At 62.9% G+C, this 11,534-nt stretch carries 11 protein-coding genes; 3 read left to right on the forward strand and 8 right to left on the reverse strand.

What is annotated here, in order from left to right; all coding sequences use genetic code 11:
* The first annotated feature begins 141 nt into the window (after positions 1–141).
* The 3 genes from argA (at position 142) to proP (ending at position 4,085) form a co-directional block, all read left to right on the forward strand.
* Complete coding sequence (gene argA / locus WCA85_RS35580; protein ID WP_424070560.1) at positions 142–1,530, forward strand: amino-acid N-acetyltransferase; 1,389 nt, start codon at positions 142–144, stop codon at positions 1,528–1,530.
* A 69-nt stretch (positions 1,531–1,599) separates the two neighbouring features.
* Positions 1,600–1,875: an oxidative damage protection protein gene (locus WCA85_RS35585; protein ID WP_424070539.1), complete on the forward strand. Its 276-nt coding sequence runs from the start codon at positions 1,600–1,602 to the stop codon at positions 1,873–1,875.
* A 707-nt stretch (positions 1,876–2,582) separates the two neighbouring features.
* On the forward strand, positions 2,583–4,085 hold the full coding sequence (gene proP, locus WCA85_RS35590; protein ID WP_424070541.1) for a glycine betaine/L-proline transporter ProP: 1,503 nt from the start codon (positions 2,583–2,585) through the stop codon (positions 4,083–4,085).
* An 85-nt stretch (positions 4,086–4,170) separates the two neighbouring features.
* Here the strand turns inward: proP and WCA85_RS35595 are convergent, their stop codons facing one another.
* The 8 genes from WCA85_RS35595 to WCA85_RS35630 all read right to left on the reverse strand — a co-directional run.
* Complete coding sequence (locus WCA85_RS35595; protein ID WP_424070543.1) at positions 4,171–4,650, reverse strand: metallophosphoesterase family protein; 480 nt, start codon at positions 4,648–4,650, stop codon at positions 4,171–4,173.
* A complete protein-coding gene (locus tag WCA85_RS35600; protein WP_424070545.1) occupies positions 4,647–5,012 on the reverse strand; it encodes a cupin domain-containing protein in 366 nt (121 codons plus the stop codon). Before WCA85_RS35600 ends, WCA85_RS35595 begins: the two co-directional genes overlap by 4 nt.
* 8 nt (positions 5,013–5,020) lie before the next feature.
* Entirely contained in the window at positions 5,021–6,415 is a 1,395-nt protein-coding gene (locus tag WCA85_RS35605; protein ID WP_424070547.1) for an FAD-containing oxidoreductase, read from the reverse strand.
* A gap of 204 nt (positions 6,416–6,619) precedes the next feature.
* Positions 6,620–6,811 carry a hypothetical protein gene (locus WCA85_RS35610; RefSeq protein ID WP_424070549.1) on the reverse strand — a complete coding sequence of 64 codons (192 nt, stop codon included), beginning with the start codon at positions 6,809–6,811 and terminating at the stop codon, positions 6,620–6,622.
* A 277-nt stretch (positions 6,812–7,088) separates the two neighbouring features.
* Positions 7,089–7,703, reverse strand: coding sequence for a glutathione S-transferase family protein (locus WCA85_RS35615; RefSeq protein WP_424070551.1), 615 nt, complete (start codon positions 7,701–7,703; stop codon positions 7,089–7,091).
* A 75-nt stretch (positions 7,704–7,778) separates the two neighbouring features.
* Positions 7,779–10,088 (reverse strand): putative bifunctional diguanylate cyclase/phosphodiesterase, encoded by a 2,310-nt coding sequence (locus WCA85_RS35620; protein ID WP_424070553.1) that lies wholly within the window; start codon positions 10,086–10,088, stop codon positions 7,779–7,781.
* 176 nt (positions 10,089–10,264) lie between these two features.
* Positions 10,265–11,251, reverse strand: coding sequence for a 2,3,4,5-tetrahydropyridine-2,6-dicarboxylate N-succinyltransferase (dapD, locus tag WCA85_RS35625; protein WP_424070556.1), 987 nt, complete (start codon positions 11,249–11,251; stop codon positions 10,265–10,267).
* Positions 11,252–11,269: 18 nt separating this feature from the next.
* The coding region (locus tag WCA85_RS35630; protein ID WP_424070558.1) for a hypothetical protein at positions 11,270–11,534 on the reverse strand (265 nt) is incomplete at its 5' end.

Below are 11,534 nucleotides of genomic sequence, written 5' to 3' on the forward strand. Positions count from 1 at the left end.
CCTCAACGCCGCCTGCGCGCCGCTCGCCCTCGCCGCTCGACTCGCGCGATTGTTCGGATGGGGCGTTTGCAGCCGCTTTCTGATTCGCCCCAGCGGGACTTTTGGGTACATTCGACATGGGGGCGCATTATAATCCCGGGCATGAATTCCCAAACCGACCTCGTCCCCACGCCCGCGAGCGCTCCGGCCCCGACCGGCGCTACGGAATCCGACTCGCAACACGCGCAATTCGTCGACTGGATGCGCTCGGTCGCCCCCTATATTCACGCGTTCCGCAACAAGACGTTTGTTGTCGGCTTCGGCGGTGAAGTGGTGCATCAGGGGCTACTGAACGCGCTGGTGTCCGACATCGCGCTGTTGCAGGCCATGGGCATCCAGATCGTGCTGGTGCATGGCTCGCGGCCGCAGGTCGAAGAGCAGATGAGTCTGCACGGGGTGGAGTCCGAGTTTTCGCACGGCATGCGCATCACCGATGCGCGTGCGCTCGAATCCGCCAAGGAAGCCGCCGGCGAAGTGCGTCTGGACATTGAGGCTGCCATCAGCCAGGGCTTGCCGAACACGCCTATGGCCCACGCGCACATCAGCGTGGTGTCCGGCAACTTCGTGACGGCGCGCCCGGTCGGTATTCTGGATGGCGTCGATTTCGCCCACACGGGTGTCGTGCGCAAGATCGACGCGGATTCGATCCGCCATTCGCTGGCGAGCCGCAAGCTCGTGCTGCTTTCGCCGCTCGGTTTCTCGCCCACTGGCGAAGCGTTCAATCTGTCTATGGAAGATGTGGCGTCGGCGGCGGCCATCGCGCTGCGAGCCGACAAGATCGTGTTCCTGACCGAAACGCCGGGCCTGATGGAAGACGGTGAGGAAGGCCCGGAACTGGTCCGCGAACTGTCACTCGACGACGCGTACAAGCTGCATGAAAGCGGCGAAGTCACCGGCGACGCCGGCTTCTACCTCAAGCACTCAATCCGCGCCTGCCGCGGCGGCGTAGCGCGGGCGCACATCATCCCTTATGCGCTGGACGGCAGCCTGCTGCTCGAATTGTTCCTGCACGATGGCGTGGGCACGATGATCTCGTACGAGAACCTCGAAAGCCTGCGTGAAGCGACGCCGGACGACGTCGGCGGCATTCTCGCGCTGATCGAGCCGCTCGAATCCGACGGCACGCTGGTGCGGCGCGGCCGTCACCAGATTGAACGCGACATCGACCATTTCTCGGTAATCGAGCACGATGGCGTGCTCTTCGGCTGCGCCGCGCTGTATCCGTATACGCAAGAGCGCATCGGCGAGATGGCTTGTCTGACGGTCGCCCCGGAAGCACAAGGCACGGGCGACGGCGAGCGTCTGCTCAAACGCATCGAGCAACGCGCGCGGGCGCGCGGCCTCACACGCATTTTCGTGCTGACGACGCGCACCGAACACTGGTTCCTCAAACGCGGCTTTGTGAAGGTCACGGTCGACGACCTGCCGGAAGATCGCCGCCGGCTTTATAACTGGCAGCGCAAGTCGCTGGTGCTGATGAAACAGCTCTGAGCGCCCCCATATAAAGCGACTGCCACATAACGCAACAACGCCCCACACCGATCACAGGAGAAGCACAGCATGTCTCGTATGGTTCAATGCGCGAAGCTCGGCAAGGAAGCCGAAGGCCTCGATTTCCCGCCACTGCCGGGCGAACTCGGCAAGCGGATCTACGAAAGCATCTCGAAGGAAGCCTGGCAGGCGTGGCTCAAGCAGCAGACCATGCTGATCAACGAGAACCGCCTGAACATGGCCGATCCGCGCGCGCGCCAGTATCTGATGAAGCAGACCGAGAAGTTCTTCTTCGGCGAAGGCGCCGATCAGGCCACGGGCTACGTGCCGCCGTCGGAGAGCTGATGGATGGCCTGCGGGCCAGCCTCGACCTTGGCCTGAGCTTAGGCTGACAAAAAATCCGCGCCGCGTGCGCGGATTTTTTTCGCCCGTATCCAGGTTATTTCCTCGCCGTTCTGCGCGCTCTTCTTGACGCGTTTCCCCAGTGGCGTAAACGCAAGATCCAGGCCGCTTTTAAGCCGTCATTTCATCTCCGCATATTCCGCCGAATCCCCCGCCCCGCAAGGGATTGCACCCTCCTGCAGCAACCCGGCGGCACTACCAGGTTTGCACGATCCTCTGTCATCGTGCTATCATGTTGCTCGTTTCAACAGTCTTTAACCATCATTCGCGTTCAAGTCAACGTGTGGCGCCCTGCGCGACGCACCTGCGGATTGAACACTTTTTTGACAAGAAGGCTTGTCGGTCACACTGCAAAGCGCGCAGCGCTGGCGCAGTCATCACCGGCCTTTTTCGTACCAAGCCTTTCAGTGGCGCCTGCGGCACTTCGTGTCCAGCGTCCTCATGCATCTGCCCCCCTTCCACGGCCACGCAGGTGCAACGATCAGCAACAACCTAGACCAGTGCAATTCCGCGACATGCGCGGGGCATGGGCGTTTGTTTTTGTCTGTTTTCTCTGACGCCCCTGTCTGGCCCGACTCTCTCGGGCCGTCGCCCCTTTCGCGAAACTGCACTTCCCCAGCACCCGTGGCGGAACGTCCATGTGCGTTTTCATGCGTTTCGTCGCAGTCATTGGAGTTTTCACCTTGACCGCTTCCAGCAACGGCTTCTGGCGACATAAAGCACAAGAACAACGCCTAACCCTCGACGACATCACGATCGTCGATCAGTCCCTCCTCAAGCGTGCCGTCGGCGCTATGGCGCTCGGCAACGCGATGGAATGGTTCGACTTCGGCGTGTACAGCTACATCGCCGTCACGCTCGGCCAAGTGTTTTTCCCGTCGAGCAGCCCTTCGGCCCAGTTGATCGCCACCTTCGGCACCTTTGCGGCGGCTTTCCTCGTGCGGCCGATCGGCGGCATGGTGTTCGGCCCGCTCGGCGACCGCATCGGGCGGCAGCGCGTGCTTGCCATGACGATGATCTTGATGGCGGCCGGCACGTTCGCCATCGGTCTGATTCCGAGCTACGGATCGATTGGTATCCTCGCACCGGCACTGCTGCTCGTCGCGCGTCTGGTGCAGGGCTTCTCCACTGGCGGCGAATACGGCGGTGCAGCCACCTTCATCGCCGAATTCTCGACGGACAAGCGGCGCGGCTTCATGGGCAGCTTCCTCGAATTCGGCACGCTGATCGGCTATGTGCTCGGTGCGGGCACGGTCGCTGTGCTGACGGCCACGCTGTCGCATGAGGCGTTGCTGTCGTGGGGTTGGCGCGTGCCGTTCCTGATCGCCGGGCCGTTGGGTCTGGTGGGTCTGTATATCCGGATGAAGCTCGAAGAAACGCCCGCCTTCAAAAAGCAGGCCGAAGCGCGCGAAGCGGAAGACAAGGCGGCCCCCAAGCAGAGCTTGCGTGAGTTGCTGGTAAAGCAATGGCGCCCGCTGCTGCTGTGCGTGGGCCTCGTGCTGATCTTCAATGTGACCGATTACATGGCGCTGTCGTATCTGCCGAGCTACCTGTCGTCGACGCTCCACTTTAACGAGACGCACGGCCTCTTCCTCGTGCTGCTGGTGATGGTGCTGATGATGCCAATGACGCTATTCGCCGGCCGCCTGTCCGACTCGATCGGCCGCAAGCCGGTGATGCTGCTGGGCTGCGTGGGTCTGTTCGCGCTGTCGATTCCCGCGTTGTTGCTGATCCGCACCGGCATGATGCTGCCGGTCTTCGGTGGCCTGCTGATTCTTGGCGTGCTGCTGTCGTGCTTCACGGGTGTGATGCCGTCGGCGCTGCCGGCGCTCTTCCCCACTCGTATCCGTTATGGCGCGCTGGCGATTGGCTTTAACATCTCCGTATCGCTGTTCGGTGGAACGACGCCGCTCGTGGCTGCGTGGCTCGTCAACAGCACCGGCAACCTGATGATGCCCGCGTACTACCTGATGGGCGCGTCGCTGATCGGTATCGTGTCCGTGCTCGCGCTGAGCGAAACGGCACGCAAGCCGCTGCTCGGCTCCGGGCCTTGCGTGGCGACACACTCAGAAGCGCATGCCGTGCTGCGCGGTGAGCGTATCGCCGAGGAAATGGACGAGCACTACGCGGCGCGACAAACCGCACGGGCTTGATCGCTCGGTTTGGATCTAACGGGCCGGCACGGGTGATCCTGTGCCGGCCCGTTGTTTTGTGGCGGTTGTGTTCAGGGTTCGGTGTTCAGGCCAGCAAGTCATGCAGGCTCGCCGTAACACCCGCACCGTCCACCTCCAGCAACCCCGCCGACACCGGCAATTTGAACCGCCTTGGCCCTGCGCTGCCAGGATTGACGTACAGCACGCCATCGCGCTCGTCGATCAACGGCTTGTGCGAATGCCCAGTCACGACCACCTTGATGCCATCGCGGCGCGGATCGACGTCCAGATCGGCCTGATCGTGGACCACCAGGATCTTCACCTGCTGCACCGTCAGCGTGGCGTGCGTGGGAATCGCACGAGCCCACTCGCCCATATCGTTGTTGCCGCGCACGGCCGTCACCGGCGCAATCTGTCTCAGCGCATCGAGCACAGCGGGTTCGCAGATATCGCCGGCGTGAATGATCGCGTCACACCCTTGTAGATGCAGTAGCGCTTCGGGGCGGACCAGATTGTGCGTGTCGGAAATCAGGCCAATGCGAGTCATGGTGGCAGGTGCAGTCATGCTGCAGATGAGTCTTGAATGGATGCGTAGTGCACCGCCAGCCACACTGTAGGCTCGCTTTCGTGCGTCCACGCGACCCTGTGCCGGCAGTGCGCTTCGATCAATAGATAGTCGCCCGGCCGCATCTCATGAAGCCGGGGACTACCGTCGATGTCCTCGAATTCGAGGCGCGCGGCCCCGCTCAGCAGCACAACCCACTCGTCACGCGCGCTGTCGTACCAGAAGCCCGCTGGACTCGCCTGTCCGGTCGAGACGATCCGCTCGATCACGACGCCCGGTTGCCCGACCAGCGTATCGACCCGCTCCCCGGTTCCTTGCAGCACCTCAGTACCAAGGTTGAACAGATTGCCGCTCGCTGACATGGACAGGCCTACTTCATCGGCTTGAGACCGTCGAGCAAGGTGGGCACCAGTTCACTGACGGTCGGATGGATGTGCATTGCGTACTGCAACGTCGGGTAAGTCGCGCCGGCCGTCATGATATCGATGAACGTGTGAATCGCTTCATCACCCTCAATGCCAAAGATCGCCGCGCCGAGAATCTTTTTGCTGTCCGCATCGACCAGCACCTTCATGAAGCCATCGGTCTCGCCACGCTCGCTGGCGCGGCCGACACGCGACATCGGCATGGTCGCCATCAACGCAGCGCGGCCCGACTGCCGCACTTCCGCCTCCGACATGCCGACCCGCGCAAGCGGCGGATCGACGAACACGGCATACGCCATGATGCGGTCATCGACACTGCGCTTGCCGCCGTCGAACAGATTGGCGGCGACGATCTGGTAATCGTCGTACGACGTATGCGTGAAGGCACCGCGTCCGTTGACATCGCCGATTGCCCACACCCCCGGCACCGACGTGCGCAGCGCGCCATCGACCGGGATGATGCCGTGTCTGTCCGTGGCGATGCCGGCGGCGTCGAGACCAAGGTCGTCGGTATTCGGCTGACGCCCCGTCGCGAATAGCAGGTGCGTTGCTTCGACGGCAGGTTGATCACCGTCGAATCCGATACGCACACCATCAGCCGCGAGCGGTTCGACCCGCTGCGGTTGCGCGCCGAAGCGAAACTCGATGCCTTCACGCGCCAGCACTTTCTGCACTGCCTGTGAGAAATCGGCATCCTCGCGCGCGAGCACCCGATCGCCACGCACGATCACCGTCACGCGGCTACCGAAGCGGCGAAACACCTGAGCAAATTCGAGCGCGATATAGCTGCCGCCGATAATCGCCAGATGCTCGGGCAAGTCCGTCAGTTCAAGCAGGCTGGAGTTGGTGTAGTAGCGGATCTGCTCGAGGCCTTCGAGCGGCGGCACGACTGCGCGTGTGCCGGTGTTGATGAAAATCTCGTCGGCTTCGAGTTCGGCGGCAATCTGCCCGTCCGGTCCGCTGATATTGAGCGTGCGTGATCCGGTAAAACGCGCATGGCCGTTGAAGACGGTCACGTTGTCGGTGCCGCGCAGCCACTTTTCGACACCGACGCGCGACCGGCCGATGATCTGATCCTTGCGCGCCTTCACCTGCGCCAGATCGACCGTAACGGCGCCCGCCACATGCACGCCGTACGGTGCCGCGTTGCGCGCCACATGTGCGACACGGGCACTGGCGACATAACTCTTGGTAGGGGTGCAACCGACATTCACGCAGGTCCCGCCGAATTCACCGCGCTCGATCACAGCGGTCTTGCGGCCATTCGTGGCGAGACGCACCGCCAGCGGCGAGCCGCCTTGTCCGGTACCGATCACGACTGCGTCGAAGTGCTGGGGCATGGCCTATCTCCGGAAGCTCGTGGGCGAGTCCGTGCCATCTTACGCCAGCGTGTGCCTGAAAGTTATGAAGCGCGCCATGAATCGCGCGTTGCGAACTGAGGGTGGGGAACCGCTCGGATGCACTACGTTGAAGCAGGGGTGTGGATGGGGTCCAGCTTTACCGCTCGCCATCTCTGGCGCACAGGTCACCGCCAGCGCCTGCCCTCAGGCGTGGCAGTGATGGGCTGCGCAAATAAACTCGCGCGAGCGTTGCAGCGCCGCGCGGGCGCCTTTGGTTGCTACCAGCAGACCAACCTGGCTCAGGTTGAAATCCTGTGCCACCATCATTGTCATTAACTCCACCATCGGCAGCACTACCGATGGGTGATACAACTGTCTTTCAATCAGGGCTCGCATATCCGGCTCCATCGCATCGCGCCGCTTCGGCACCACGCCGCTACTAACGTTTCGATGGTTGGATTCTAGGGATTCGTAGCGGCCGGATAAATAGCCCGAAAGCGAAGGGACTTGTCGGCCAAATAGAACAATCCGCCCATGCCGCGCAAACGCCCGACTGGCGGGGCTTGCGGCGAATTTCTTAGGGGTTGGTGCAGGCGCTGACGGGTGGCTGCGGCGCGCGTTCGTGGCGACCCAGAGCAGTTTTAAGCCGCCAACCTCCACGCGCCCGACAAGGTTATTCGAGCGGTGCGCCGATAAATGCCGGCAACGCTTCGGCGCGTTCGGAAAACGCGGCGAGTGCCGGATAGCGGTCCGCATCCACCGCGCCAGGCAACATGAACTGGGTAAAGCGCCATGCGACAGCCACTGTGATGTCGGCTTGCATCAGGCGCTCGCCGAACAGCCAGCCGTCGTGGCCGGCAAGGCGCGTCTCGAGATGCCCGTATGCCGCGTGCATCTGCTTCTGCACCCGCTCGACCCATGGTTCGTATTGCCACTGCTGGGGCCGCAAATTGCGTTCATAGACAGCCTGCATGGCCTTTTCCGTCGCAGCAAGTGCAAATCCGATCATGTTCAGTGCTTGCAGTCGCGCGCCGGACTCCTCAGGCAACAGACGAGATGCCGGCGCGACCTGGTGATCGAGATGATCGAGGATCAAGCTGGAATCGATCAGCACGGTGCCGTCATCGGCGATGAAGGTCGGCGCCTTGACCACTGGATTGATCTTCGCGAACTCGTCGTACTGGCTAAACACCGATACGCTGCGATGTTCGAAGGGCAGACCCAGCACCGCCAGCGAAATGGCGACGCGACGCACATAGGGAGAGTCCAGCATGCCGATCAATTGCATTCGTTGCCTCAAGGGTGAGAGCGAAGGAATGCATGACTGTAGACGAACTCGCGTGCGCTGGCGAGACGACGCCGCTTACCTTCCGTTCACCACGCCCATGCGTGCGCTCGTCTCAATCAGACTGCGCGCATAGGCACTCGCCGCCACGGGCCGGCTGAACAGATAGCCCTGCTGCTTGTCGCATTCGATCGAGCGCAGGAAGGCCGCTTGCTCCTCCGTCTCCACGCCTTCAGCAGTCACATTCATGCCCAATGAATGTGCCATCGCCACCACGGCCTGCGTAATCGCAATCGAATCGCGGTGATCCGGCAAGCCCGCTACAAACGAGCGGTCGATCTTGAGGTTGTGCAACGGAAAGCGCTTCAGATAGGACAGCGACGAATAGCCCGTGCCAAAGTCATCAACCGAAATCCGCACGCCCATCTTGCTCAATGCGCTGAGCATAGGCAGCACGCTTTCGCTGTCGCTCATCAGCAGACGCTCGGTGATCTCCAGTTCCAGCGCATCCGGCGCAAGCCCGCTGAGTGCCAGGCAACGTTCGATCCGCGCGACGAGCCCATCGTCGAACTGGCGCGGCGACAGGTTGACGGCCATCACCAGATCCGGTTCGAGCGTACGACGCCATTCACCCAACTGGGCACACGCATGCTCCAGCACCCAGTCGCCGATCGCCATGATCAGACCGGTGTCTTCGGCAACCGGAATGAACTCCACCGGCGACACGTCGCCCAGTTCGATGTTGTACCAGCGCAGCAGCGCTTCGGCGCCAATGGTGCGATTGCGCCGGCTATCGACAATCGGCTGATAGACGAGGCTCAGTTCGCCCGCGCCCAGCGCGCGCCGCAGCAGTTGCTCGATCGCAAAACGCCTGAGCAGGTGTTCGTTCAGTTCAGCGGTAAAAAACTGGAAGTTATTGCGGCCGCGCTGCTTGGCCGAATACATCGCCGAATCGGCATTGCGCATCAAGGTCGGCACATCCTGGCCGTCCTCCGGAAAGAGGCTGATGCCTATCGAAGCGCCCAGATAATATTCGTTGTTAGCCACCGCGAATGGCACCGCAATCGTCTCCAGGATCTGACGCGCGAACCGGATCAGATCGGCGGTGTCGTCGTACCCATTCACCACGATCACGAATTCGTCACCGCCCACCCGGGCGAGCGTCGCGTCTTCGGCCACACATGACGCAAGACGCCGCGCCACGCTGCATAACAAGGCGTCGCCGGCTTCGTGGCCCGCCGTATCGTTGACCTTCTTGAAGCCATCCAGATCGACGAACAGCACGGCCACGCGCGCCAGTTCGGCGCCGGGGCTCGACGGTTCGAACAGATCGCGCATCCGGTCGGCCAGATAGGCGCGGTTATAGAGCCCCGTCAGCGAATCGCGGGTGGCGAGGAATTTAAGCTGCTGCTGGGCCTTGCGGACCGGGCCGATGTCGGTGAACGAAATCAGCACGGAACCGGGCTCGCTCTCGCCGGGCTTGAGGATTGGCACCACGTTCTGGGTGATCCAGACCACTTCGCCGTCCGTGAGTTCGAGGCCGATGGTCATACCGAGCAGCGGTTTGCCGCTTGCCAGCGCCCGGATCGTCGGGCGTTGCGCATGGGTAAGCGGCACGCCATCCTCGCCGAAGGCACGCACCATCACGGTGAAGATGTCCTGACCGACGAGGTCCGCCTTGGCATGGAGGATCCGCAACGCGCTTGGATTGCAGGCGAGCACCACGCCGTTGCGCGTCTGCACCACGATCCCTTCGTTCAGGTGATTGACGACCAGACGATGATGCTCCTCGCTTTGCGCGAGACGTTGCGCCATGGCGTCCTGATGCACCGCGAGACCGACGCTGCGGCCGATGTCGCGCAGCATGGTCTCCTCTTCATGGCTCGGCCGGCGCGGCGTGTGGTAGTAGACCGCGAATGCGCCAAGCACGACGCCGACGTCGTTCTCAAACGGCATCGACCAGCAGGCGCGCAGACCGACCGGCAGCGCGAGGTGTTTGTAGTCGGCCCAAAGCGGATCGGTTTCGATGTCCTCGACCACGACCATGCGCCGCAGATACATCGCCGTGCCGCACGAGCCCGCTTGCGGGCCGATCGCGACGCCGTCGAGCGCCTTCGTATATGACTTCGGCAAGGACGGCGCGCCGCCCGCTCGCGCGTGCACACCGTCGGGGTCGAGCAACAGGATCGAACAGTTGGCGCCCTCGCCCAGCAGCGCTTCGGCGCGGCGGCACACTTCGTCGAGCAATTCCGGCAACGGCGTATTGCGCGTGATCAGCCGCAGCACGCTGCGCTCGGAGGCGAGCAACTGCTCCGCCAAGCCTGACGAATAGTGGTCGTCTTCAGACTCTGCTCCAACCGGTTCACCTGGTGTCAACTGGCAAGTCATATCTGAGCCCCCTATCCCGACATCGGCAGGTTTGGACCCGCGGCACACTGGGGTTTACGCCAGGCAGCTTCGGTCAACTCATTAATTGACCCACCGGGCATAGGAACGCCCTCCCCATGCTGCGATGTCTGGCATTCCCGTGCTCCGCGGCCACTGGGTGACGCGCAACGCTGCTTCTAATTGTGCGCGTGCAAATCCGGATTCAGTTGCCCCCAAGTTTTATTGCGCGAAATGGCTTCGACCGCGCCTGTCTGCGAGTTGCGCCGGAACAGCCACCCCGGCTGGCCAGAGAGCGTCGCCGCCTTTGCCACCGAGCCATCCGGCAGGCTCACCCGCGTGCCCGCCGTGACATAGCAGCCCGCCTCGACGACGCAATCGTCGCCCAGCGAAATGCCGATGCCGGCATTCGCGCCGAGCAGGCACCGTTTGCCGACCGACACCACCTGCGTGCCGCCGCCCGAGAGCGTGCCCATGATCGACGCGCCACCGCCAATGTCGCTGTGATCGTCGACTACCACGCCGGAACTGATGCGACCTTCAACCATCGACACGCCCAGCGTCCCCGCATTGAAATTGCAGAAGCCTTCGTGCATTACCGTGGTCCCCGACGCGAGGTAAGCGCCGAGCCTGACCCGGTCCACGTTGGCGATGCGCACGCCCGACGGCACCACGTAGTCCGTCATGCGCGGAAATTTGTCGACACCGGTGACTTCGAACGGCATGCGCGCCGCACGCGCCTTCAGACGCACCTGACCGATGCTCTCGACCGCGCAAGGTCCAAAGGAGGTCCATGCGACGTTCGCCAGCAGGCCAAACAGGCCGCTCAGATTGGCCTCGTGTGGCTTGATCAGACGGTGGCTCAACAGATGCAGGCGCAAATAAACATCGTGGGCGTCAAGCGGCGCGTCGGCGAGCGAAGCGATGCCGGTGCGCACGCCGACCACTTCGACACCACGCCTTTCATCGGGACCGACGCAGTGCGCCGCCGCATCGCCGATCGCGCGCGACACCTCGTCATCCGATAAACGCACGGTGCCGCTGACCACGGGCTCATCGACGAGCTCCGGCTCGGGAAACCAGCTATCGAGAACTGTACCGTCCGCAGCGAGCGTCGCCAGTCCAACCGCTGACGCACCGCAACCCTTGAATTCAACCGATGCCATCGTGCCCGTCTCCTCCGCTTATCGCGAACACGCCGCGCCCTCGTCTGCGCGGCGGCTTGCCCTACCCACCACCACGAGCGTTATTGTTGCTCGGTGGTCTGGAACTGCCACCGCCACCGCCCGGTGGCTTACCTCCTCCGCCACCACCACCCGGAGGCTTACCGCCGTCACCGCTCGGCGGACGACCGCCTGAGCCCCCACCACCGCCACCGCCGTTGCCACCGCCCGGTGGCTTACCCCCTCCTCCACCACCACCTGGTGGGCGTCCGCCTCCGCCTGATGG

It is taken from the genome of Paraburkholderia sp. (genome assembly GCF_049581445.1).
Taxonomy (GTDB): Bacteria; Pseudomonadota; Gammaproteobacteria; order Burkholderiales; family Burkholderiaceae; genus Paraburkholderia.

Coding starts and splice junctions, on each gene's coding strand:
- WCA85_RS35605 (WP_424070547.1), bottom strand. CDS start 6,415: ATGCCCCAGCACTTCGACGCAGTCGTGATCGGTACCGGACAAGGCGGC.
- WCA85_RS35615 (WP_424070551.1), bottom strand. CDS start 7,703: ATGCAATTGATCGGCATGCTGGACTCTCCCTATGTGCGTCGCGTCGCC.
- WCA85_RS35610 (WP_424070549.1), bottom strand. CDS start 6,811: ATGCGAGCCCTGATTGAAAGACAGTTGTATCACCCATCGGTAGTGCTG.
- WCA85_RS35620 (WP_424070553.1), bottom strand. CDS start 10,088: ATGACTTGCCAGTTGACACCAGGTGAACCGGTTGGAGCAGAGTCTGAA.
- WCA85_RS35595 (WP_424070543.1), bottom strand. CDS start 4,650: ATGACTGCACCTGCCACCATGACTCGCATTGGCCTGATTTCCGACACG.
- dapD (WP_424070556.1), bottom strand. CDS start 11,251: ATGGCATCGGTTGAATTCAAGGGTTGCGGTGCGTCAGCGGTTGGACTG.
- WCA85_RS35585 (WP_424070539.1), top strand. CDS start 1,600: ATGTCTCGTATGGTTCAATGCGCGAAGCTCGGCAAGGAAGCCGAAGGC.
- argA (WP_424070560.1), top strand. CDS start 142: ATGAATTCCCAAACCGACCTCGTCCCCACGCCCGCGAGCGCTCCGGCC.
- proP (WP_424070541.1), top strand. CDS start 2,583: ATGCGTTTCGTCGCAGTCATTGGAGTTTTCACCTTGACCGCTTCCAGC.
- WCA85_RS35600 (WP_424070545.1), bottom strand. CDS start 5,012: ATGTCAGCGAGCGGCAATCTGTTCAACCTTGGTACTGAGGTGCTGCAA.